At 60.8% G+C, this 23,349-nt stretch carries 17 protein-coding genes; 12 read left to right on the top strand and 5 right to left on the bottom strand.

Translation table 11 applies throughout. The annotated features are described in order from the left end of the window. Positions 1-6 precede the first annotated feature (6 nt). The 3 genes from LVE68_RS07825 (at position 7) to LVE68_RS07815 (ending at position 3,672) form a co-directional block, all read left to right on the top strand. Positions 7-759 (top strand): tetratricopeptide repeat protein, encoded by a 753-nt coding sequence (locus LVE68_RS07825; RefSeq protein WP_233006468.1) that lies wholly within the window; start codon positions 7-9, stop codon positions 757-759. A gap of 202 nt (positions 760-961) precedes the next feature. Then, positions 962-1,486, top strand: coding sequence for a hypothetical protein (locus LVE68_RS07820; protein WP_233006467.1), 525 nt, complete (start codon positions 962-964; stop codon positions 1,484-1,486). Positions 1,487-1,836: 350 nt separating this feature from the next. Beyond that, the gene (locus tag LVE68_RS07815) at positions 1,837-3,672 is read left to right on the top strand and encodes a fibronectin type III domain-containing protein (RefSeq protein ID WP_233006466.1); all 1,836 of its coding nucleotides are present in this window, start codon (positions 1,837-1,839) and stop codon (positions 3,670-3,672) included. A 183-nt stretch (positions 3,673-3,855) separates the two neighbouring features. On the opposite strand, the gene LVE68_RS07810 is transcribed toward LVE68_RS07815, so the two are convergent. Then, the gene (locus tag LVE68_RS07810) at positions 3,856-4,443 is read right to left on the bottom strand and encodes a GNAT family N-acetyltransferase (protein WP_233006465.1); all 588 of its coding nucleotides are present in this window, start codon (positions 4,441-4,443) and stop codon (positions 3,856-3,858) included. Positions 4,444-4,963: 520 nt separating this feature from the next. Here LVE68_RS07810 and LVE68_RS07805 point away from each other — a divergent pair. Beyond that, entirely contained in the window at positions 4,964-6,304 is a 1,341-nt protein-coding gene (locus LVE68_RS07805) for a DEAD/DEAH box helicase (protein ID WP_233006464.1), read from the top strand. Between the two features lie 33 nt (positions 6,305-6,337). Here LVE68_RS07805 and LVE68_RS07800 read toward each other — a convergent pair whose 3' ends face one another. The 4 genes from LVE68_RS07800 to LVE68_RS07785 all read right to left on the bottom strand — a co-directional run bounded on the left by LVE68_RS07800 (position 6,338) and on the right by LVE68_RS07785 (position 11,122). Continuing rightward, complete coding sequence (locus LVE68_RS07800) at positions 6,338-7,696, bottom strand: aspartate kinase (protein WP_233006463.1); 1,359 nt, start codon at positions 7,694-7,696, stop codon at positions 6,338-6,340. Between the two features lie 2 nt (positions 7,697-7,698). Then, positions 7,699-8,976 carry a diaminobutyrate--2-oxoglutarate transaminase gene (ectB, locus tag LVE68_RS07795; protein ID WP_233006462.1) on the bottom strand — a complete coding sequence of 426 codons (1,278 nt, stop codon included), beginning with the start codon at positions 8,974-8,976 and terminating at the stop codon, positions 7,699-7,701. Positions 8,977-9,006: 30 nt separating this feature from the next. Then, positions 9,007-9,552 carry a diaminobutyrate acetyltransferase gene (ectA, locus tag LVE68_RS07790; protein ID WP_233006461.1) on the bottom strand — a complete coding sequence of 182 codons (546 nt, stop codon included), beginning with the start codon at positions 9,550-9,552 and terminating at the stop codon, positions 9,007-9,009. A gap of 268 nt (positions 9,553-9,820) precedes the next feature. Further along, on the bottom strand, positions 9,821-11,122 hold the full coding sequence (locus LVE68_RS07785) for an amidohydrolase (protein ID WP_233006460.1): 1,302 nt from the start codon (positions 11,120-11,122) through the stop codon (positions 9,821-9,823). A 64-nt stretch (positions 11,123-11,186) separates the two neighbouring features. Here LVE68_RS07785 and LVE68_RS07780 point away from each other — a divergent pair, with 64 nt between their 5' ends. The 8 genes from LVE68_RS07780 to LVE68_RS07745 all read left to right on the top strand — a co-directional run bounded on the left by LVE68_RS07780 (position 11,187) and on the right by LVE68_RS07745 (position 23,319). Continuing rightward, positions 11,187-11,507: a tetratricopeptide repeat protein gene (locus tag LVE68_RS07780; RefSeq protein WP_233006459.1), complete on the top strand. Its 321-nt coding sequence runs from the start codon at positions 11,187-11,189 to the stop codon at positions 11,505-11,507. A 283-nt stretch (positions 11,508-11,790) separates the two neighbouring features. Beyond that, positions 11,791-12,894 carry an ABC transporter ATP-binding protein gene (locus LVE68_RS07775; protein ID WP_233006458.1) on the top strand — a complete coding sequence of 368 codons (1,104 nt, stop codon included), beginning with the start codon at positions 11,791-11,793 and terminating at the stop codon, positions 12,892-12,894. Continuing rightward, entirely contained in the window at positions 12,891-15,221 is a 2,331-nt protein-coding gene (locus tag LVE68_RS07770; RefSeq protein ID WP_233006457.1) for an extracellular solute-binding protein, read from the top strand. The genes LVE68_RS07775 and LVE68_RS07770 overlap by 4 nt, the downstream gene beginning before the upstream one ends. Next, positions 15,218-16,159 (top strand): sugar ABC transporter permease, encoded by a 942-nt coding sequence (locus tag LVE68_RS07765; RefSeq protein ID WP_233006456.1) that lies wholly within the window; start codon positions 15,218-15,220, stop codon positions 16,157-16,159. Before LVE68_RS07770 ends, LVE68_RS07765 begins: the two co-directional genes overlap by 4 nt. Before the next feature lie 189 nt (positions 16,160-16,348). After that, the gene (gene glk, locus LVE68_RS07760) at positions 16,349-17,311 is read left to right on the top strand and encodes a glucokinase (RefSeq protein ID WP_233006455.1); all 963 of its coding nucleotides are present in this window, start codon (positions 16,349-16,351) and stop codon (positions 17,309-17,311) included. A 182-nt stretch (positions 17,312-17,493) separates the two neighbouring features. Then, positions 17,494-20,274 carry a TonB-dependent receptor gene (locus tag LVE68_RS07755; protein WP_233006454.1) on the top strand — a complete coding sequence of 927 codons (2,781 nt, stop codon included), beginning with the start codon at positions 17,494-17,496 and terminating at the stop codon, positions 20,272-20,274. 106 nt (positions 20,275-20,380) lie between these two features. After that, a complete protein-coding gene (locus tag LVE68_RS07750; RefSeq protein ID WP_233006453.1) occupies positions 20,381-21,880 on the top strand; it encodes a tryptophan halogenase family protein in 1,500 nt (499 codons plus the stop codon). A 53-nt stretch (positions 21,881-21,933) separates the two neighbouring features. Then, positions 21,934-23,319: an alpha-amylase family glycosyl hydrolase gene (locus tag LVE68_RS07745; RefSeq protein ID WP_233006452.1), complete on the top strand. Its 1,386-nt coding sequence runs from the start codon at positions 21,934-21,936 to the stop codon at positions 23,317-23,319. The last annotated feature ends 30 nt before the right edge of the window (positions 23,320-23,349 follow it).

The following is a 23,349-nucleotide window of genomic DNA, read 5'->3' as shown; positions in this document are numbered from 1 at the left end:
TTATTTATGCAACATGTCTATGCTGACAATTGTCGGGAAGTCGTTGACTCGGTGCTGCACCGGGATGCCACGGATGGTGAAAAACTGAACATGTTGCTGGAGAAGGAAAAGCAGTGTTCAGGTGATGCATACTATGAGCTGATCAAAGCCCAGTTTTACGCCAAGAACCGCGATTTCAACAAGGCGATCGAACTGGTCGCCGCTGTTGAAGACACCGGTAAATACCGATATGAGTTTGTTGTTCTGGATGCGAAAGCGCATACGATGATCGGCAAGACTGATACCGCAATCGCAAAGGTCAGGGCGTATCTCCAGGAGGAGCCGGATAACTTCAGGGCGCACCTGTTCCTGGGCGAAATGCTGGTGACTGAAAGCGAGTTCGATGAAGCGGTACGGAGTTTTATCAGCTCCATCAAGTTGAAGCCGACTCCCAAGGCGTATATTGAGTTGGCCAAGGCTCTGTATATCGTCGACAACTGTGGTGAGGCAATTGTCGCGATAGAGCAGGCTGCGTCGCTCGATAAGGCTACCTACGGTAATACGCAAGCCATGGTGGTTGCATCCCGGTGTTATGCCAAGCAGGGTAAGTTTTTAGTGGCTCGTAACCTGTTGGGTGTGCTGTCCGAGAACAATCCCGAGGCTGAGAATGACAAGCAGTTTCGCCAGGCTGTCGCAATGCTGCGAAGGGATATCAAGGCGGCAAAGGAGTCCGGGGACAAGACAACTGACGCGGACAAGCTGAACGTAGAGGATATCTAAAGCCTTCCCGGTTTCCGGGAAGAGCTGACCAGGATGGGATAACCCCGCACTCGCTGCGGGGTTTTTTTATATCGTTGCATTGGTGCGGCTGGTTGAGCCATATCCTGCGGCAGCCATCAAAAGACAGGGCGAGGTGGATGATTCGATGTCCACTTTCGCACCCTGGGTTCACTATCAATTCATGTTGCTTTTTGGGGGGATTATGAGGATTAAAGGTGTAATTGTTTTACTGCTTGTTTTGCTTTGTTCCGGATGTGTCAATGATGGCTATTACTATTCACGCAACCCGGACTTCCGCTTTTACCAGGACGAAGCGGTCATGTTGCTCGGGGTTGTCGGCAGTTATGACCTCAATGTCGTCAAGGGCAAGAATGCCGACGGCAAGCGCTATTCCCTGGTCGTGCATCCCCGCAATCACTCGTCGGAAATAGTCGACGTCTATGCGCTTGCGTTTCCCGCAGGTGAAAGCCTGGCCATCGAATATATACAATTTGAAACCCTGCCCGGTTCCAATGCTGTGCAGGCCAGGTTCCCCTATCTCGATGTCAAGGATCCCAGGTTGATGCGCTTCGATAATGAGGGAGTGTTCTATTACGGGACCGTGGTTACCTCGGACAAGGGTGTCGGCCTCACCGATGAATACCGTGACCAGATGATTGCCCTGGCGAAGAGGAAGTATCCCTCGCTGTTCAGCGGTGCAGAGCCCCGCGAAATCATCTTTCCCTAGGCTCCAATAACCGCCTGCCAGGGCGGGCCGGCAGACCTGAGTGGTGGTCCCCTGACGGGACCGCCCGCTTCCCTTCCTCTCTACTCTTGCCAGTTCTCCTCTCAATTCAACAACCTCGCCAAAAGTGAGACGGGGGTCACATTTTTGACGCTTCGGGTTAAACATTCGTGCCACTTGCTGGATACCACGCGTGATAGGGAGATTTCCACTATTCGACGTGGAATAGGACTCGCAGGGATGTGTAGTTAACGAGAATCTGGATCTTTCGGGTTAGTGCTGGCCGGGCGCACCTGTGCCGTATGCATACCGCAGGATCGGGATAAACACTTTGGGATGCCTGTGAGCGCAGTATGAAATACGCGATTGTTTTGTCTTTGTTTATGGTCCTGGCCGGTTGTGGCGGGGGCGGGTCCGGCGGTGGTGGCGACAGCACCGATCCGGTGCCCAGTGGTTCTGACAGCGGTTCCGGTGACGGCGGGACCTCTGATGGTGGTGGCACCGGGGACAGTGGTTCCGGTAGCGGTGACACTGCTGGCGATGGCTCCGGGACCGGTGGTGATAGTTCTGGGGACACGACTACGGAGCCGGATCCCGTAAACGCACCAGCCGAGCTGGCCGTGACCGGGGTCAATGGCAACAGCATAACCCTCCAGTGGGTGGATATGTCCGATAACGAACAAGAGTTCGTTATTGAGCGAAAGCTGGATGGGGGCACTTTCAGCCGTGTCACAGCCGTCACAGCGGATGTGGAGCAGTACACGGATTCGGGTCTCGCCTACGAAACCACCTACGTTTACCGAATTTACGCCGCCAATAGCGATGTGGTGTCGGAGTATTCCAACCAGGCCACTGTCACCACGGGAGAGCAGTTTGCTGCGAACGCATGGATCAGGACATACCCGGGGGCTAGCGGGGCGATTACGCCGAAGGAGTTGCTGGCACTCGGTGGCGGCCAGTACCTGGTCGTAGGTGAGTCGAATTTCCAGACCCAGTACTTCAGGCTGGACCAGTATGGGCAGGTGGTCTGGGCGAAGGAGTTCACCCAGGCTGAAAATGGCGGGAAAGTGGAGTTTGGCGGTGTAGTAGCGGCCTCAGACGGTAATCCGGTATTCCTGCTCAATGTCCGTCGCTACACGGACATTTACCAGAAGAAGTTGATCAAGGTAAATGCCGCTGATGGTTCCAAATTGTGGGAGAAACACCTTGAGGACGATGCTTATACCAGTGAGCCGACCTTCAGCGAGCTGGAAGCGCTGGATGAGGATCGCGACGGGGTAACCGATGGCTTTGTGGCGGTGGCCCGCCAGAATGCCGTTGAGGATTTCTTTGATATCGTAAAAGTATCCAGCCAGGGGGAGCTGGTCTGGTCGAAGCGCTATACCGTGGACGTGCTCGGCGTCCCGGCCGATGTGCTGCAGGTTGCTGATGGCAGCATTTATGTGGCCTTTGATCGCGCTGAATCCAGCAAGCTGCCGCAGCTGTTCAAGCTGGATGCCTATGGCAACCTGCTCTACCAGCGGAAGTACCCGGTGCTGGATGCCAATTACCACTTCTCCGCCCGCCTGGCCGAGGTCACTGATCCGGATAACCCCGCAGAAGTGCTGTTGGTGGGCACCGCTGATTTTGATCCCGAGGCGGCCGTTGACCTGCGCCCGGTAGTGGTTGCCCTGGATAGCCTGGGCAATATCAGTAGCAGCTATCGTTACACACAGTCAGTCGCCTATGGCGATGTAAGGCGAGTGATACCCACGCCGGGAGGGGATATCTGGATGCTGGGCTCGGGTGCCGGCGGATACTGGGTATCGAAAATGGGACCGGATGGGCTGATCCAGCAGCATCTCAGTGTCGCCGTAAGCGCAGAGTTTTACGGGGAGAGTATTGCAGTGGCCGCGGACGGTGAGCCGGTGGTGTTGAGCAAGAATGGTTTTACCGAGCACAATTCCATGCCGGAACGCGGTGACCTGGCCGTCTGGCGTTTTGCGCCGGTGCAGAGTTTTGCCTTCAGGGACGGGTACAGCGGGACCATTACTGACGAACCGGCAGAACAGGAAAGCGCAACCCTGCAGATGCCCCAGGAAACGACCCTCGTGGGTGAGACTGGTCCTTACTCCAGCAAGGCCCTGGATCTCACGCCGGCGGTAGACTACGCGGTTGACGTGATCACAATCGCCAACGGCACCATGTAGCGATTTGTTGGCAGAGATCGGGTAACAGGTTATCCGGATACGAGTAACCGGCTGGGAAAGCTCCTGGCCGGTTGGCGATTACGGGATTACGACTGCCCCATCGACAGGGCCGGTCGCCCCCGGGGCTACCCGGGGGGCGACCGGCCCTTTTTTCATCTGTTTCCAGCCTGAGTCGGTTCACCGCTAGTGCCTCCGCACTGCGGTATTTGCCGCTTCCTTGCTCACCAGGTAATCCGGATGCAGGTACTTGGTGTAAGTCAGCAACGTATAGTCGTGCGGGTCCGCATGGGCCTGGAACCCCATGGCCCTTGCCAGTCGTTCACCGTGGTGGTTCTCCGCGGATTCAATCGAGTAGATCTCATCGAGACCGTGGCCACTGGCGATTTGGGTCAGTCGATCGAGCAGGGTGCTGCCCAGCCCCTGGTGTTGCCAGTCGTCCGCAACCACGACTGCACATTCGCAGGCATGGCCACTGGCGTCACAGGCATAATGGGCCACGCCCACCGCCCTGGGATCGGAATCGGCATCGGCGATAGCGATCAATGCTTCGTGGATATGGTGGTCGTTGTCAGTAAGCAGGGACAGCAGCTTGTCACTGACCTTGCAGCTCCCCCCCAGGAAGCGGTCGCGGCGGAGTTCCGGTGACAGGCCTTCAAACAGTTGTTTTTCCAGGTCACCGTCAGTGCTGCATACGGCGCGGATTTGCACAACGCGACCGTCGTCGAGGGTGACAGTTTCCGGCTGGAAGTTTTCACAATAATAGGCAGACATGGCCATAACCTCCCGCTGCCCAGCACAGCATTATTAATGTGTTACATCGTAAATTTCGCTTATACGATACCTTCGCCGCTACCGGCCTTTTCCGTAGGCTAGGGTGGCACCAGCTGCCCGCAAATACCCGCTAGTCCTATGGGGGCAGCTGTAAATAGGCGTTGTCTATTACCTGCGCGAGCAGGGAGGCAGGGTGGGATGCGCCGGCAGCGGGGCAGATTGCAGCGCCCCAAAAAAAGAACTTACCGGTCAGTTCATGTGTGGTATAGTGCCCGCGCTGGTGACATGCCAGCAGCGTCATCTGTAGGCCGCTCGACCTCCCTGCGGCACCCCTCCTGGAACACTTTCCCAAAAGTCCCCCTGGAACTCACTACTGAATGCCGCACCGAACCGGTCGAACAATTCCCGGTCACATGACGGCAGAGCGAAACGATCCTCTTCGTGATCTCTGGTTTTCCCCGATGTAACCGCCTGGGGCGGGCATCTGTGCGGTCGCGCGCGACGCGACCTGAGGACTGATATGTTATTTGAAGAACTGGGCCTGGCCGATGAGCTGGCCCGCGCGGTAGCTGAACAGGGCTACGAAAAACCCACCCCGATCCAGTCGCAGGCCATTCCTGCGGTGATGCGTGGTGGCGACATTATGGCGGCGGCGCAGACCGGTACCGGCAAGACTGCCGGATTTACCCTGCCGCTGCTGCATCGCCTGATGCAGGGCGACAAGGCCCGCAACAAGCAGGTGCGCGCGCTGGTGCTGACACCGACCCGCGAGCTGGCTGCGCAGGTATTCGACAATGTGCAGCTGTACAGTAAATACCTGCCGATGAAACACGCCTGTGTGTTCGGCGGGGTGAAAATCAACCCGCAGATCTCCCGGCTGCGCGGCGGTGCGGATATCCTCGTAGCCACTCCCGGACGACTGCTGGACCTGCACGGCCAGGGCGCCATCCGCTTTGACGAGCTGGAGGCGCTGGTACTGGACGAGGCCGACCGCATGCTGGACATGGGCTTTATCCACGATATCAAGCGCGTGCTGCGACTGCTGCCGGAACGCCGCCAGAACCTGCTGTTCTCGGCCACCTTCTCTCCGGAGATCCGCCAGCTGGCCCGGGGTCTGGTGCACGACCCGGTGGAAATCGACGTGAGCCCGCGCAACAGCACAGTCGAGTCTGTTCGCCAGACGCTGCACCCGGTGGACAAGGCGCGCAAGCAGAAGCTGCTGAGCCACCTGATCCACGAGAACGGCTGGCACCAGGCGCTGGTATTCAGCCGCACCAAGCACGGTGCCAACCGCCTGGTGAAGCAGCTTGAGGGTGATGATATCCGCGCGGCTGCGATCCATGGCAATAAGAGCCAGAATGCCCGTACCAAGGCCCTGGCGGATTTCAAGAACGGCAAGGTGCAGATCCTGGTGGCGACGGATATCGCTGCCCGCGGTATCGATATCGACCAACTGCCGCAGGTGGTCAACTTCGACCTGCCCAATGTGCCTGAGGATTACGTCCACCGTATCGGCCGTACCGGCCGTGCCGGTGCGCGCGGCCAGGCCGTGTCGCTGGTGAGTGCGGACGAGATCAAGCAGCTGCGGGATATCGAGCGCCTGATCAAGAACCCGATCAAGCGCGAGGAGATCGAGGGCTTCGAGCCTGACCATGCGCTGCCGGAGTCCGGTCGCGCGCCGCGCGGCGGGAACCAGGGCAACAGGAAGCCCGGTAACGGCAAGCCCGGCAATGGCGGTGGTGGAAACCGGCGCGGCAACGGTGGACGTGGTAACGGTGGCAATCGTTCCGATGCCCCGCGCAGCGACAGCCAGCGCCCGCGCCGTCGTCGTCGCCCGTCCCGGTCGACAGAATCGGCCTGACGTTCGTGTTGAGGGCGAACCCGGTGTTCGCCCTCAGTCGATCAGGGCCCGGTAAAGGATCTTGAGGGCGTCGTCGGCAACTGACTGCTGGACGCCGATATGGAAACAGATTTGCGACGGGCTCTGGTCGATCATCTCGATGGGGATATGCGACTTGCCCAGCGCACTCAGCGCATCGACGATCGGGTAGGAGTTGCCCTGCAGGCCCAGCCCCACGGCCGTCAGTATCGACAGGTTGTAAACCACGTCCATAAAGTCCGGTTTCAGCTGCTGCTCGATACGCCGGCGCAGGTCGTTGATGGCCCCGGTCAAATCATCCTGGTTGACCACCACAGCGATATCATCCTTGTCCGTCGGAAAGTGATAAGTCTGGATACCGAACTCCCGCAGGATACCCAGCAGGTCGGCGGTAAATCCCACTTCCTCCCCAAGCATGTCCTTTTCCAGGTAGAGATAAGCCACACTGTCCAGGCGCGCAACACCAACCACTCCCTCTTCCGGCACCCGCTCGAACAGGATGACGGTGCCGGGATCGTCAGGGGCATTGGTATTGCGAATATGAATGGGGATCTTCAGTTCCTTGCAGGGCAGCATGGCGTTCAGGTGGAAAACGTTGAAGCCCTTGCTGGACAGTAACCTTATCTCCTTGAAGGTGAGCCTGGGAATGGCCCTGGCCTCTGGCACCAGGCGCGGGTCGGCCTCGAAAACACCGCTCACATCGGTCCAGTTTTCATAGCTGCCCGCGTAGACACCCTTGGCGATCTCGCCGCCGGTCAGGTCGGAGCCGCCGCGGGAAAACACTGCCACCTCCCCGCTTTTGGTGACGCCGTAAAATCCCGGCACTACCGTAATTTTTTCACTGGCCGCCAGTTTCCGGATATTGACGTAGGCTTCTTCCAGGAGCTTTGCGTTCAGGAACTGCTCGCTGACCAGCATGCCGAAATCCTCCGGCAGGCCGACCTCTGCGTCCATATCCGATTGCTGGAAATACCTGGCAATCACCCGCGCGTTGTAGTGCTCGCCCCGCGAAGCCAGGAATGCCACCCGCCGGTCGCCCCTGAGTTTGCAGTCCAGGTCCTGTTTCAGTGACTCGACCAGGTCGTTGTCGGTGATTTCCAGCTCGTGCATGATTTTGGTGAAGCGCTCGATGACGGCGAGTTTGCTGTCAGCCACCGGGATATTGATGCGCTGTTCGCGGAAATGTGTGCCGTCGGTGGCGATATTAATCAGGTGGTCGGTGAGCTTCTGTTCTCCCGGCTGGCTGCGACCGGGCGCCGACACCACCACGATGCGCCGGCGCTTGTCGCCGGCGACGATCTGGCGGACTTTCTCGATTTGCCCGGCGCTGGCCACCGAGCTGCCGCCGAATTTACTGACGATAATATCTGACATGCTCAACTGCCCTGGCCGCCGACGGTTTTCTGTCGCTGCTCGACAATGGCACCGAGTGCCTCATCCACGATACCCAGTCCCTCCCGCAGCAGCTCTTCCTCGATCAACAGTGACGGCAGGAATTTCAGTACCTGGTCGCGATCGCCGGCAGTCTCGATCAGCAGCTTGCGCTCGAAGGCCTCTCTTGAGGCTGCGCCGGCGACACCGGTCTGCGGCAGCTCCAGGCCCCACACCATACCGATACCGCGCACGCTGGCATCCAGCTGCGGATACTTTTCCACAATGCGCTGCAACTCTTCCTGCATCAGTTCGCCGTTGCGCTTCACCGCCGCGGACAGGTCGTCATTGTCCCAGTAGCCCAGGGCTTCGGTGGCGGCGACAAATGCCAGGTTGTTGCCGCGGAATGTGCCGGTGTGCTCACCCGGCTGCCACTGGTCCACGTCCGGACGCATCAGCAGCAGGGCCATGGGCAGGCCCGCACCAATGGACTTCGACAGGGTCACCATGTCGGGATAAATCCCGGCGCGCTCGAAACTGAAAAAAGTACCCGTGCGGCCGTTGCCTACCTGGATATCGTCAACGATCAGCAGGATATCGAATTCGCGGCACAGGGCCTCCAGTTTCTGCAGCCATTCCACACTGGCGATATTGATACCGCCCTCGCCCTGTACTGTCTCCAGGATAATCGCTGCCGGCAGGTCGACGCCGCTGCTACCGTCCTCGAGGAAGCGGCGCATGTAGTCGATGGTATCCACGCCGGGGCCGAGGAAGCCGTCGTAGGGCATAAACGCCGTATTGCTGCGGGAGCCGTAGGTTTCGTCCTTGTAATCGTAGTTACCGGTAACAGCCAGCGAGCCCAGGGTCAGGCCGTGATAGCCATTGGTGAAGGTGATGATGTTGGAACGCTTCTTCACCAGGCGCGCGAGCTTCATCGCGGTCTCTACCGCGTTGGTGCCGGTAGGGCCGGTGAACTGCACTTTGTAGTGCAGGTTGCGGGGTGCCAGGATGGTATCCCGCAGCTTGGTCAGGAATGCGCGCTTGGCCACCGTGGCCTTGTCCAGGCCATGCACGATGCCACCCCTTTCCAGGTAGTCGATCATCGCACGGGTGACCTTCGGGTTGTTGTGGCCGTAATTCAGGGTTCCGGCGCCGGCAAAAAAGTCCAGGTAGCGGGTGCCCTGTTCATCGAACATCTCCGAGCCGTGCGCGGTGTCGAAGATCGTGGGGAAGGAGCGCACATAGCCGCGCACCTCGGATTCCATTTCTTCAAAGATTCGCATGGGGTTGCTCCTTCTTGCTTTGTGCCGGCATTAAATCAGTGTGTGTCCGGCCTGTTTCAGGGCGCCGGGATCGAACGGGCCCAGCCGCAACAGGGGTTCCGATTCGTGCTCGCCCTCCGATCCGGGGAACAGGGAAGCGTCGAACAGCGGGCTTTCCTCCAGCCGGGTTTCAAACTGCCGGGCGATACTTTTAAACAGTGCGCGGGATGCTGTGTTGGAGGGGGATACAGTGGTCTCCAGGTAGCGCACCTCACCGGGCACCAGTGCGCCCAGCGCGAAGGTGACCATGCGCTTGGCGAGTCCCTGGCCCCGCGCCTCTGCCGCCACACCCACCTGCCACAGGAACCAGGTATCGGGACGTGCCGCCGCACGATAGCCGGTGGTAAAGCCGAGCAGGGATGTGCCCCGTTCCGCCACCACGCAGCAGTCGGGGAAGTCCCGGCACAGCAGCAGGTACAGGTAGCTGGAGTTGCGGTCCAGCGTCCCGGCGTCTACCACCAGTTGCCAGATAGCTGCGCCGTCGGCCACAGTTGGGTGGCGAAAATGGATACTGCTTTCTTCTTCACCGGGCGTCATACAGGTACCTCAATGGCGCCAATGGCCGTTCTGTCCTGGCGTGCAGCCGGGATCAATGACGCAACTAAAAGTCACGCGTCACTGGCTCAGGGTAGTTTGCAATATGCCCATCGACCAATCGGGGAGGGCGGGCCAGCGTCAGGGGGGGCGAGCAGGGGAAAGGGGGCAAGTGGTGGGAGACCGGTAGGGGTGACCGGAAGGGGGCTGGAGAGCCGGCCCGGGGCGCTGTGATCGCGGCACCGGACCGGTTGGCCACCCGATGGGGGAGTTAACCGTCGCTGTGCTGTTCCATATAGTCCAGCGCCAGCCGGGTCAGGGCCTCGGTGCCTACCTGCAGGGCCGCCTCATCCACGAAGAAACGCGGAGAATGGTTACTGGGGGCCTGGGCCGGGTCCTGGCCCGCGGGGGTTACACCCAGGAAGTAGTAGAAGCCCGGTACCTCGTTGGCGAAGAAGGAAAAATCCTCGGCGCCGGTGATCTTGGGAATCTCGATCACTTTCTTTTCCCCGGCAGCCTCGCGCAGGGTCGGCAGTGCCGCCTTGGTCAGGTCCGGGTTGTTGACGGTTACCGGATACCCCTCGTAGATGGTGACATCTGCCTCGGCCCCGGCGCTTCTGGCGATGTTCTCGGCGGTGATGGGCAGCCGCTCGAAAATCCGCTGGCGATTGTCCATGTCGAAATTGCGGATGGTGCCCACCAGCTCCACGTTATCCGGGATGATGTTGTTGCGCACCCCGCCGTCGATCTTGCCGAAAGACACCACCGCGGGTTCCTTGGTAATGTCGATCTGGCGGCTGACAATGGTCTGGGTGCCCATGACGATCTGTGCCGCCGTGGTGATGGGGTCGACGCCGCCCCAGGGACGGGAGCCGTGGGTCTGGCGGCCCTTGACCATAATGCGGAACTTGTCCGAGCTCGCCATCAGCGGGCCGGAGCGGTATCCGATCACGCCGGTGGGCAGGTTGGAGGTCACATGCTGGCCAAAGGCCACGTCCGGCTTGTACTTCTTGAACAGGCCTTCCTTGAGCATCAGCTCGGCACCACCTTCCTCTCCCTCGGGGGCGCCCTCCTCGGCGGGCTGGAACACGAACAGCACATTGCCCTGCAGCTCGTCGCGCATGCCCGCAAGCACTTCCGCAGCGCCCATAAGCATGGCCACATGGGTGTCGTGGCCGCAGGCGTGCATAACGCCGACTTCCTCACCGTTGAAGGTGGTGGTGGCTTTGGAGGCAAACGGCAGGTCGACCTGTTCGGTGACCGGCAGTGCGTCCATATCCGCCCGCAGTGCCACGGTGGGACCGGGTTTTCCACCCTTGAGCAGGCCCACCACGCCGGTGTGGGCAATACCGGTTTCCACTTCCAGGCCCAGTTGCTCCAGGTGCTTCTCGATGTAGCTGGCGGTCTCGACTTCGCGATTGCCCAGCTCCGGGTTCTGGTGGATGTGGCGGCGCCACTCGATCACCTTGTCTTCGGTTTTCTGCAGCAGTTGTTCCGGGTCCGCGGCGGCCGCGGCAGGATTGGTGGCGGCCAGTGCGGCGCCGACCGCCAGTGACAGAAGCGCTCTTTTCACGGTGGTGTCCCCTGATTATTGTTACGTGACCACAAATTCTAACCCGGGGGAAAACCGAGCACCCATGACCAATCCGATCATCCAGCGCCTGCGGGCGCAACTCGAGGAGGGGCGGGACTCGCCGCTGCTGCGCTTTGGCCTCGGCAGTGCGCTGTTCAATGCCGGGGACTATGCCGAGGCCGCCGACCACCTGCAGCGGTGCACCGAGCAGATGCCGGAGCACTCCGCGGCCTGGAAGCTACTGGGCCGCAGCCGCATGGCGCTAGAGGACAGGCCGGGCGCGAAACAGGCATTCGAGCGTGGACTGGAGGTGGCGCGAGAGCGCGGGGATGTGCAGGTGGAACGCGAAATCGGCGTATTCCTGAAAAAGCTGTCTAAAAATTGACCTTTCCGGGCTGTTCAATTAATGTTCAGCGCTTTGGCTGCTGTCATTCGCGGTTGCCAGCCGGGTAGCCGCCGACCCCGTGGTTCGTGCTGTCTGGCCCCATCCCTACGCCCTTGGCGGGGTGGATGCCGTGGCGGACCTGAAGGTCAAGAATACCCGGCTGTGCTGCAGGTGAATGCATGGCAGTATTGTGCGCGATACAGAACAAGACGAAGTTGTGCGTCGATGACTAATCCCAGCTCCCAGTTTCCCACCGGCGATCGCGCCATTGCGAGGTATCGCCGTGGCCGGCATTGAATTCAAGCGCGTAGCCAAGCAGTACCCGGGCAGCCAGCCAACGGTGCCGGGCCTGGACCTGTCCGTGCGGGACGGGGAGTTTATGGTACTGGTAGGGCCCTCCGGCTGCGGCAAGTCCACCACCCTGCGCATGATTGCCGGCCTGGAGTCGGTGAGCGGTGGCGAGCTGTGGATCGGCGATCGGCTGGTCAATGACGTGGCGCCCGGCGAGCGCGACGTGGCAATGGTGTTCCAGAATTACGCCCTCTACCCGCACATGACCGTGTTCGAGAACATGGCCTTCGGCCTGCGGGTGCGCCGGGAGCCGGAAGCGGTTATCCGCGAAAAAATCGAGCGCGCCGCCCAGACCCTGGGGCTCGCCGAGCTGCTGAGGCGCAAGCCCGGGCAGCTGTCCGGGGGGCAGTGCCAGCGTGTGGCCCTGGGGCGCGCCATGGTGCGCGACCCGCAGGTATTCCTGTTCGACGAGCCTCTGTCCAACCTCGACGCCGAGCTGCGGGTGCAGATGCGGGCCAATATCGCCCGGCTGCACCGGGAGTTTGCCACCACCTCGGTTTACGTTACCCACGACCAGGTCGAGGCCATGACCCTCGGCCAGCGCATCGCGATCCTCAACGCCGGGGAGCTGATGCAGGTGGGAACCCCGATGGAACTCTACAACGACCCGGACAATGTGTTCGTGGCCGGTTTCATGGGATCGCCGCCGATGAACATCATCCCGGTGCGCAACGGCGGCGAGCGGGTATCCAACCGGCTGCTGGACCTGTCGCTGGCGGGCCTTTCCGGGTTGGGCGGCGAGCTGCTGCTGGGGCTGCGCCCGGAAAAACTTGAATATGCCGCCGCCGCGCCGGACCACTGGCCGCGCCTGCGCGCCGCTATCGAGATGGTGGAGACCCTGGGTGCGGAAATGCTGGTGCACCTGGGGGTGGGCGAGGAGCGCCTGGTCGCGCGCCTGCCCGGCCTGCGCCCGCTGGCCGCGGGCGAGACCATTGAACTCGCCTTCGACCCGCAGGCGGTCTACCTGTTCGACGCCGGCAGCCGCCAGCGTATCCGGCTGGCGCAGCCGGCCGGGCACGCGGAGCCGGTGCTGTGACCGGCACCGCCAGCGGCCGGGACCTGACCGACGGGGAGTTGCAGTGCAAATTCCCTGTGCGTGGGCGCCTGCCCGCGGGTCACCTGTTGCTGTCGGTGCTTTTCCTCCTGCTTGGCTTTGCCACCCTGCCGGTTGCCGCCCAGCAGCCCGACGAGCTGCTGCTCTGGCACGGCTATCGCGGTGAGGAGCGCCAGGCACTGGAGCAGCTGCTGGAGCAGTACAACCGCAGCCAGCGGGAAACGCGGGTGCGGGCGCTGGCGGTGCCATTTGGCAGTTTTGCCGACAAACTCTCCGCTGCAGTCCCGCGCGGACAGGGGCCGGACCTGTTCATCTTTGGCCATGACCGCATCGGCGGCTGGGCCCGCGCCGGTAACACCGTTGCCCCGGTGGATGACCTGGTTTCCGCAGAAGTCCTGCGGCGCTTCCCCGCCAGCCTGGTGGAGGCGATGCGCTTCGAGGGCCGCCTCTACGGCCTGCCATTCAACTTCAAGAGCACCGCGCTGATCTACAACCGGGCGCTGGTGGACTCCCCTCCCGGGACCACGGACGAGCTGGTGGCCCTGGCCCGCAGCCAAACCGACCGCCAGCGCGGCCGCTTCGGACTCGCCTACAACTACACCGAACCCTTCTTTCACGGCGCCCTGCTGAACAGTTTCGGCAGCGGGCCATTCGATCGCTCCGGTCGGCTGGCGCTGGACAGTGACGGCAATATTCGCTCGCTGGAGCAGCTGCTGGGCTGGGTGCGCGAAGAGCGCATCCTGCCGGAAGAGCCCAACAGCACCCTGGTGACCAACCTGTTCAACCAGGGGCGGGCGGCCATGGTAATCAGTGGCCCCTGGATGCTGGGGGAAATCAGCCCGGATATGGATTACGGGGTGGCCCCGCTGCCCTACAACAATGCCAGCGGTGCGCCGCTGGCGCCCTGGATGGCGGTGGAGGGCATTTTCCTGTCCCCGTGGAGCCAGGAGCGGCAGGCGGCCTATGGCCTGATGCGCTACCTGACCGGCGAGGAGGCCGGGTTGCGCATGGCGGTCGCCGGTGGCCAGTTGCCGGCCAACCTGGCCGTTTTCTCCCATCCTGAAGTGATGGCCGACGCCAGTGCCCAGGCATTCCGTCGCCAGCTGGATACCGCGGTCGCTATCCCCAACCTGCCGCAGATGACATTGCTGTGGAAGCCGCTGGAAAACGCCCTGAAAAAAGTGGTGAAGGGCGCGGCCCGGCCGGCGGAGGAAATGCAGCGATTGCAGGGCGAGGTACAGCGGGATGTGGCAGCCCTGGAGCTGGCGCAGCAAAGAAGTGACACACCCCGGTCGGTACCGGGCTGGGTCTGGCTGGCCATCGCACTGTGCCTGTCCGGGCTCGCTGTGCTGCTGTGGCGGCGGCGTCGGCGAATTGCGGCCAGCTGGCGCACCCATCGCACCGCCTACCTGTATATCCTGCCGGCCATGCTGGGCATGCTGCTGCTGGTGTTCTTCCCGCTGCTGTATGGCCTGCTGCTGTCTTTCACGGACACCACCCTGCTGAACGAAAACACCCCGTTTGCCTCCCGTTGGCTGGGACTGGATAACTACGCCAGTATCCTCGGCGACTGGAACCTCTGGTACGGCGAGGGCGACGGGCGCAGCATCAATTACGACAACTTCTACTGGACCCTGCTGGTGACCATTGCCTGGACCGCCAGCAATGTGATCCTGGCCGTGGGGCTGGCCCTGGTACTGGCGCTGGCGCTGGACCGGCCCATTTTCGGGCGTACCTGGTTCAGGGTGCTGTTGATCCTGCCGTGGGCGATTCCCAATTACATCACTGCGCTGGTGTGGAAGGGCATGTTCCACCCGCAATTTGGTGTCATCAACCAGGCGCTGCAGGTGGTGGGGCTGGCGCCGGTGGCCTGGTTCGACTCGGTGGGCACCAGCTTCTTTACCGGGCTGGTGACCAATGTCTGGCTGAGCATCCCGTTTATGATGGTGGTGATCCTGGGCGGCCTGCAGTCGATTCCCCGCGACCTTTATGAGGCGGCGCGGGTAGAGGGTGCCAGTCGCTGGATCCAGTTCCGCCGGATTACCCTGCCGCTGCTGAAACCGGTGCTGGTGCCGGCGGTGATCCTGTCGGTGGTGTGGACGTTCAACATGTTCAATGTGATTTACCTGGTGAGTGACGGGGCGCCGGCGGGCGCCAACGATATCCTGATTACCCGGGCGTTCCGTATCGGGTTCGAGAAATACCAGTACGCTTATGCGGCGGCCTATTCCATGGTGATCCTGGTGTTGCTGCTGTGCTATGCCATGTGGCAGATGCGGGTGTCGCGCACACTGGAGGCGGGCCGATGAGCAGTTCGCGGATCGCCACGGGAGTCCTGGCCGCGGCGGCCGGGCCGGGAGCCACTGCGCGTATTAAAGCCGTGCTGGGTGATATCTTCAGCTGGCGATTTGCCCTGCTGCTGTTTGCCGGCGCCGTGGTCGTCTACCCCCTGCTGTGGGTGGTGAGCCTGGCTTTTTCCGGGCAGCAGTCGCTGCAGCTGGTGGAGCTGCCGGATGATGCCGGCTTCTGGCAGCAGCTGGTGGCGCTGGTACCGCTGCCGCAGCAGTGGTCCCTGGAAAACTTTCGCGCGGTGCTTACTGAGCAGCCGTTTATGCGCTGGCTGCTGAACAGCCTGGTGGTCTCACTGTCCACCACGGTGGTGGGGCTGGCGCTGTCCTGTTCTGCCGCTTACGCGTTTTCCCGTTTCCGTTTCCCCGGTCGCGACCGGGGACTGGTGCTGTTCCTGATTTCCCAGATGTTTCCCGCGGTGCTGATGCTGATTCCGCTCTACGTGATCGTGGTGCAGTGGCTGGGGCTGGGGAACAGCTGGCTGGGGCTGATCCTGGTCTATGCCATTACGGCGCTGCCGTTCTGTGTCTGGATGCTGAAAGGGTACTTCGACACCTTGCCGTACGAGATCGAGGAATCGGCCCTGCTGGAAGGGGCGTCACGGTTCACGATTTTTTACCGGATCATCCTGCCGCTGGCGCGACCGGCGATTGCCGTGACCGGGCTCTTCTCATTTATGACGGCCTGGAACGAGTTCATCCTCGCGTCCATCTTCATGGATGATGAGGCGCTCTACACGGTCCCGGTGGGGCTGCGTTTTTTCGTCAGCGACTATGCGTCGGAATGGGGTTACTTCGCCGCCGGGGCCATCCTGGTGTCGTTGCCGGTGATTGCCCTGTTTATGGCGCTGCAGAGATTCCTGGTATCCGGGTTGTCCGCCGGCGCGGTCAAGGGTTAGGAAGACCGGGACCACTGACCACAGCAGGAATCGAATTCACCTCTTACAATTTCTGGATGCCCGGGTGGGAAGGTGACGCCCGGTTCACTAAAAAAGCTGGTGAAAAATCATCCAGAAAACTGGATTTATCGGGGCGGGGCCCGTAACTTACGCGCCCGCCGACCCCGGGGGAAGATAACAGGAAGACCAATGACAAGTATCGTCGCGGATATCGGTGGCACTAACGCCCGATTTGCCATTGCCAATCCAACCGACACCGGTTACTCGCTGGATGCGCTCAAAGTGGTGAACTGCCGCGAATTCGGCGGTTTTGACGCCGCACTGGAGCACTGGCTTGAGGGGCTGGAACAGCCGGTACCTGAGCGGGCCTGTATCGCCTGTGCCGGACCGGTGGAAAAAAATGACACCGGTGGGCGGGTCTACATGACCAACCTGGGGTGGCATATCGATGCCGCGGGGCTGCGGGCCCGACACGGGCTGGCCGAGGCGCAGCTGATGAATGACTTTGCCGCGCTGGCACTGTCCCTGCCCCTGCTGGGAGAGCATGAATACAAGGTATTGCGCGCCGCGCCCCGGATCGAGGACGCCACCATGGCGGTACTGGGGCCAGGTACCGGGCTGGGGGTCGCCGGCCTGATCCGCGAGGACGGGCGCCATTACGTGGTGGCGGGCGAGGGCGGGCATGCCAACCTGCCGGTGGCGAGCCAGCGGGAAATGGAGCTGCTGCAGATCCTGGTGCGGGAACAGCAGCCGGTGTTCAACGAGTGGATCCTGTCCGGCAGCGGGCTGGTTAACCTCTACCGCGCGGTCTGTGCGCTCAACGGCCGTGAGGCCGAAGAACTCACGCCGCCGGATGTCAGCGGTCGCGGGCTGGAGGGGACTGACCCCATGTGTCGCGAAACACTGATCGATTTTCTCAACTTCCTGGGCAGCACTGCCGGGGATGTAGCCGCCTATTTCGCTGCCCGCGGTGGCGTCTTCCTGGGCGGGGGGATCCTGCCGCGGATCGAGAGCCTGCTCCCCGAGAGCGAGTTCGAACAGCGCTTCCTGGCCAAGGGGCGCCTGCGGGAATGGATGCAGACGGTGCCGGTATACACACTGAATGCCGGTTTCCAGGCCCTGTTGGGGGCGGCGGCCCAGCTGGACCGCTGAGCAACGGGCCATTTGAAGCACTTTTAACCAGAAAACCAGACAAGTGATGGTGCGATCTGACGCCCCAAGAAGGGGCGCCGTGATCTCTCCCCCCTCCTCCCCCCTCGGGGGAGGAGGTCAAGGACGATGGGTAAACCTAGGATTAGGGTACTCACCATAACGATAAGTCCAGGGAGATGATGATGAGTTCTAACAACAAGCGGTTCCGGCCAGCCCTGCTGTCCGCAGCCATCGCAGCCTCTGTGGCCACTTCCATTGGCGCCTACGCACAGGAAGAGGGCGCGAGTTCGCTGGAAGAGGTAACCGTTACCGGTTTCCGCAAGAGTGTGATGGATTCCATCGACACCAAGCGCGATGCCAAGGCCGTTGTTGAGGCCATTTCTGCAGAAGATATCGGCAAACTGCCGGACTCCTCCATTGCCGAATCCATTGCCCGCCTGCCAGGCCTGGCCGCGCAGCGCCTCGATGGCCGCGCCAGCCGGGTGTCTATCCGTGGTTTCGGTGAAAACGAGAGTGCCACCACCTTCAATGGTCGTGAGCAGGTTTCCATCAGCGATAACCGCGGTGTGGAATTCGACCTGTACCCCTCCGAGATCATGAGCGGCGTGACCGTCTACAAGACGCCCACCGCCAGCCTCGAGGCCGAGGGTATCGCCGGTGTCATCGACATGCAGACCGTCAAGCCGCTGGAGCGTGGCGAGCGTGTCGTCAAGGTGAACACCCAGTACGAGATGACCAGCTTCGACAAGCTGAACCCCGATGGTGAGGACGACGGCCATCGCGCGACTTTCTCTTACATCGACCAGTTCGCCGATGACAAGATTGGTGTAGCTTTCGCCTACAACACCATGAGCTCCCCGAACCAGGAAGAGCGCTGGAATTCCTGGGGCTACCCGGAATTCACCGCGGATGATGGCAATACCTACTCCATCCTGGGCGGTGCCAAGCCGTTTGTACGTTCCTCTGTCCTGGATCGCGACAGCACCATGCTGGTGGTCGAGGCGCAGCCGAACGAAAAACTGAACATGACCTTCGATGCCCTGTATGTGGACTTCACTGACGAGAAGATCCTGCGCGGTATCGAGATTCCCTTTGCCTGGGGCCAGGGTTCCATCAGCCCGGAAAGCGCCACCGTGGACCCGTCCAGCGGTTTTATCACCGGTGCCACTACCGAGGGCCAGCGCGTTGTTGTGCGTAACGACCTGGAAACCCGCGCTGCGGACCTGAAGTCTTTCGGCTTCAACACCAAGTACGACCTCACCGATACCCTGCAGATCGAATTCGACGCTGCCCACTCTGCAGTCAAGCGTGATATCTGGAGCTTCGAGAGCTATTCCGGTACCGGACGTGGCGACAGCGAGGGTGTCGCGGACAACCTGTCCTACACCTTTGACGGTGGTAATACCGGCGCCAAGTTTGATCACGACCTGGATTACAGTGACTGGAACCTGATCCAGCTGGGCGGCCCGCTGACCTGGGGTTACAGTGCAGCGCTGAACAGTGAATACGGCCTGGTAGATGGCGACCCCTACGTCAACGCGGCGCAGGACGGCTTCCTGAATACCCCGGAAATCGACGACGAGCTGACCTCCCTCAAGCTGGCTGCCAGCCAGATGGTGGAAGTGGGTATCGTTAACGAAATCTCCTACGGCGTTTCCTACCGTGACCGCGAGAAGTCCAAGAAGTCGGAGGGTTTCTACATGACCCTGTCCAACTTCCCGGGCACCCTGGAAGTTCCGGAAGAGTACCGCCTGGGGACCGCTTCCCTGGATTTCATCGGCATGGGCGACATGATTGCCTATGACGCTGCTGGCCTGCTCAATGATGGTTATTACAACCTGCTGGCCGAATCCCTGACGGACATCAAGCACCTGACCGGCTCCTGGACTGTGGGTGAGGAAATTACCTCTGCCTTCGCCCAGGCCAACTTCGAGACCCAGGTCGCGGGCCTGCCGCTGACCGGTAACGCCGGCCTGCGTTATGTCTACACCGAGCAGAACTCCCAGGGTTTCGCGGCTGAAGCGATTGACGGCCTGGTAGTGGCTACCCCGACCGACATCAGCCACGATTACAGCCACTTCCTGCCGAGCCTGAACCTGGCCCTGGAACTGGACGAGCGCCAGACCCTGCGCTTCGGTGCAGCCCAGACCATCTCCCGTGCCCGCCTGGATGAGATGAACGCTTCTGTCTCGGTTAACTACAACCAGCAGCCGGACGACAACGGCAACTTCTGGAGCATCAGCGGTGGTAACCCGCAGCTGGAGCCGAAAGAAGCGCTGGGCGTGGACCTCTCCTACGAGAACTACTTCAGCGAAGAAGGTTACTTCTCTGTGGCGCTGTTCTGGAAAGACCTGGACCAGTGGACTTTCGACGGCAACTACCAGGTTGAGCTGGCTGGCGTCGCGGATCCGGCTACTGGTGAAGTGCCCGAGTTCTCCACTGCCACCGGCACCGGTAAAGTGAATGGCGGCGGCGGTACCCTGAGTGGCTACGAGCTGGCGGTTACCCTGCCGTTCAACATTTTCTCCGAGAGCCTGGACGGTTTCGGCCTGCTGGCCAGCCATACCGGCCTGGAGTCTGACATCCAGGACCCGAGCGGCAACGACTACCAGCTGCCGGGCCTGTCCGACAGCATCCAGACGCTCACTGCCTACTACGAGAACTACGGTTTCTCCGCCAGGGCCAGCATGCGCAAGCGTGATGACTTCAAGGGCGAGGTATACGGCCTGGGCTTCAGCACCCAGCAGGTTGACGTTGTCGGCGAGACCATTGTCGATGTCCAGCTGGGCTACGACTTTGCCGATGCCGGCATCAGCGGCCTGGAAGGGCTGTCTGTGTACCTGCAGGGTCAGAACCTGACCGATGAACCGTTCACCACCCTGAGTGGTGACAACTCTCTGCAGGTTCGTGACTACCAGAGCTATGGCAGCATCTACCTGCTGGGCTTCAGCTACGAGCTGTAATCCCCGCGGTTAGAGGTTGAGCCAACCAAAGCCCTTGTAATAGTTTTATTACAAGGGCTTTTTTGTTTCTGAAAATCACTACCCATCCCGATTTCAGGTGTACACAGTGAACGACAAAATAATAAGAGAGGTGGTCATACTGGGTGGCGGTACCGCCGGCTGGATGACCGCGGCGCTGCTGGTCAAGATGCTCGGCAAGTCCATCAATATCACCCTGGTGGAGTCCGAAAGGATCGGTACAGTCGGCGTCGGTGAGGCGACCATTCCGCCAATCCTCAATTACAACCAGGCCCTGGGGCTGGATGAGCAGGACTTCCTGCGGGAGACAAAGGGCACGATCAAACTGGGCATCCAGTTTGAGGACTGGTTTCGCCGCGGCGAGAGCTACATGCATGCCTTCGGCTCCATCGGCAAGAACTTCCCCTTCTGCGACTTCCACCATTTCTGGAAGAGAAGCCGCGAGCGGGGTGATGACTCCAGTCTCTGGGATTACTCCCTCAACTACCAGGCTGCAAAGCAAAACAAGTTTGGCCACCTGGCGCAGATCCCGGGAACCAGCCTCCCCGGGATTTCCTATGCCTATCATTTCGATGCGGGCCTGTATGCACAGTACCTGCGCCGTTACGCCGAGAGTAAAGGTGTAAAGCGAATTGAAGGCACGGTGAGTGAGGTCGACGTGAAGCCCGACAATGGGTTCATTGACAGCCTGGTCCTGGAAGGCGGCCAGCGAGTCGGGGGAGATCTCTACGTGGACTGCTCTGGCATGGCGGCGTTGCTGATTGAGAAAAAGCTGGGTACCGGGTACGAAGACTGGTCCCACTGGCTGCCGTGCGATCGGGCGCTGGCCGTGCCGAGTGCTGCAGTGAAGCCCATTATTCCCTACACACGCTCCATTGCCCACGAGGCGGGCTGGCAGTGGCGTATACCGCTGCAGCACCGCACGGGCAATGGGATGGTGTATTCCAGCCGTCACTGGAGTGACGACCAGGCCCGTGATGCCCTGCTGGCCAGCCTGGATGCAGAGCCGCTGGATGAGCCGCGTGAGATCCGCTTCCGGACCGGCCGCCGCCGTAAGCAGTGGAACAAGAATGTGGTCAGTATCGGCCTGTCGAGCGGTTTCCTGGAACCGCTGGAGTCCACCAGTATCCACCTGGTGCAGTCGGCGGCAATTCGCCTGGTCAAAAGTTTTCCCCACGCAGGTGTATGCCCGGCGGAGGTGGCCGAGTTCAACCGGCAGTCGCGGGTGGAGTTGGAGCGTATCCGTGACTTTATCATCCTCCATTACAAGGCCAACCAGCGACGGGACAGCGACTTCTGGCGGGAGTGCGAGCGCATGGATATTCCCGCGACACTCGGTGACAAGATTGAGCTATTCCGCAAGACCGGCAAGGTGTTTCGGGACTACGACGACCTGTTTACCGAGGTGGCCTGGCAACAGGTGATGATCGGCCAGGGCATCATTCCGGAGGACCACCACACCATCGCCGATTCGCTGTCGGAGGCCCAGCTGGCGGACCTGATGTCCAGCCTCAGGACGCTGATCGGGGGGACTGTGCAGAAGCTGCCCGACCACGAGGCCTTCCTGCCGGGTAAGCCGGGTAAATAGTGCCGCAGTGACACCACACTGACGTGTAAATATAAAAAAGATGGAGACTGACAATGATCCGCTACCTGCTTCCGGGCCTTGCCGTTTTGTTGCTGGCAGCCTGCCAGGACAATGCCGAACCCGGTCCGGATTCTTCTGCAATCACCTATGAGCCTCGGTCCTATGTCAAGGTCGAGCACCCGGCATGGTCCCGCAATGCATCTATCTACCAGCTGAATACCCGCCAGTTTACCGAAGAGGGCACGTTCAGCGCTGCGCAGGAACAGTTGCCGCGTATCAAGGCCCTGGGTACCGATATTATCTGGTTGATGCCGATTCACCCGATCGGTGAGGAGAACCGCAAGGGGAAGCTTGGAAGCCCTTATTCGGTGAAGGATTACTACGGCGTTAACCCTGAATTCGGGTCACTGGATGACCTCAGGCAATTTATCGATGCGGCCCATGCACTGGATATGTATGTCATCCTGGACTGGGTAGCCAACCATACCGCCTGGGACAACGGGATGCGTTACCAGCACCCGGAGTGGTATGAGCGGGATCACAATGGCGATTTTCGGCCGACGCCCTGGTGGGACTGGAGCGATATCATCGACCTCGACTACAGCAAGCCCGGCCTGCGCAAGTATATGACGGACGCCATGGTCTATTGGGTCGAGGAGGTCGGCGTTGACGGCTTCCGCGCTGACGTGGCCGGTTTTGTGCCGCTGGATTTCTGGAACACGGTGCGCAGGCGCTTGGACCGGGTCAAACCGGTGTTCATGCTGGCGGAGTGGGAGTCCCGGGACCTGCACGAGCATGCGTTTGATATGACCTATGCCTGGAGCTGGTGGGATACCATGCATGCCATTACTCATGGCAAGGCCGACCTGGGCCGCCTGTTCACGTACTACTCCTGGAATGAAAGCGCCTTTCCGGAAGATTCCTACCGCATGGTGTTTGTCTCCAACCACGACAAGAATTCCTGGGAGGCGACCCAGTACGAAGCCTTTGGTGAGGGCCTTGAGGCAACAATCGTGTTGTCCGTGGTGGGTGAGGGTATGCCGCTGGTCTACAACGGCCAGGAGGCCGGCAACCGCAAGCGCCTGGAGTTTTTTGAGAAGGACCCGATCGAGTGGAAGGCCGATCCCATCGGGGATCTTTACCAGCAGTTACTGCACCTGAAAAAAGAAAATACTGCACTCTGGAACGGTGCTGCCGGCGCAACCATGGTACGGGTGCCGAACTCCCAGCCCCAGCAGGTTTTCAGTTTTGTCCGGGAGAATGACCGGGACAAGGTATTTGCAGTGATGAACTTTTCCGGGAAGCCACGACAGGTGAGCTTTTCCGACACACTCTTTCCGGGTGCTTACACGGAACTGTTCTCACAGCAGGTGGTTGAGCTCGATAAAGGGTTTACCCTGGCCCTGCAGCCCTGGGAGTATCGCGTTTACGTGCGATGAAAAATGTGTGTATCTGCCCGGGGCCAGCCG

It is taken from the genome of Microbulbifer sp. YPW16 (genome assembly GCF_021290385.1).
In the GTDB taxonomy this organism is placed as follows: Bacteria; Pseudomonadota; Gammaproteobacteria; order Pseudomonadales; family Cellvibrionaceae; genus Microbulbifer; species Microbulbifer zhoushanensis.
Note: the sequence above shows the minus strand (reverse complement) of the source record. Positions and strands in the feature narration are given on the sequence as shown.

Bases quoted from the DNA above. Each gene is read 5' to 3' on its own strand.
- LVE68_RS07800 (WP_233006463.1), bottom strand. From the start codon at position 7,696: ATGTCAGATATTATCGTCAGTAAATTCGGCGGCAGCTCGGTGGCCAGC.
- LVE68_RS07780 (WP_233006459.1), top strand. From the start codon at position 11,187: ATGACCAATCCGATCATCCAGCGCCTGCGGGCGCAACTCGAGGAGGGG.
- ectA (WP_233006461.1), bottom strand. From the start codon at position 9,552: ATGACGCCCGGTGAAGAAGAAAGCAGTATCCATTTTCGCCACCCAACT.
- LVE68_RS07765 (WP_233006456.1), top strand. From the start codon at position 15,218: ATGAGCAGTTCGCGGATCGCCACGGGAGTCCTGGCCGCGGCGGCCGGG.
- LVE68_RS07810 (WP_233006465.1), bottom strand. From the start codon at position 4,443: ATGTCTGCCTATTATTGTGAAAACTTCCAGCCGGAAACTGTCACCCTC.
- LVE68_RS07825 (WP_233006468.1), top strand. From the start codon at position 7: ATGCAACATGTCTATGCTGACAATTGTCGGGAAGTCGTTGACTCGGTG.
- LVE68_RS07805 (WP_233006464.1), top strand. From the start codon at position 4,964: ATGTTATTTGAAGAACTGGGCCTGGCCGATGAGCTGGCCCGCGCGGTA.
- glk (WP_233006455.1), top strand. From the start codon at position 16,349: ATGACAAGTATCGTCGCGGATATCGGTGGCACTAACGCCCGATTTGCC.
- ectB (WP_233006462.1), bottom strand. From the start codon at position 8,976: ATGCGAATCTTTGAAGAAATGGAATCCGAGGTGCGCGGCTATGTGCGC.
- LVE68_RS07745 (WP_233006452.1), top strand. From the start codon at position 21,934: ATGATCCGCTACCTGCTTCCGGGCCTTGCCGTTTTGTTGCTGGCAGCC.
- LVE68_RS07755 (WP_233006454.1), top strand. From the start codon at position 17,494: ATGAGTTCTAACAACAAGCGGTTCCGGCCAGCCCTGCTGTCCGCAGCC.
- LVE68_RS07815 (WP_233006466.1), top strand. From the start codon at position 1,837: ATGAAATACGCGATTGTTTTGTCTTTGTTTATGGTCCTGGCCGGTTGT.
- LVE68_RS07820 (WP_233006467.1), top strand. From the start codon at position 962: ATGAGGATTAAAGGTGTAATTGTTTTACTGCTTGTTTTGCTTTGTTCC.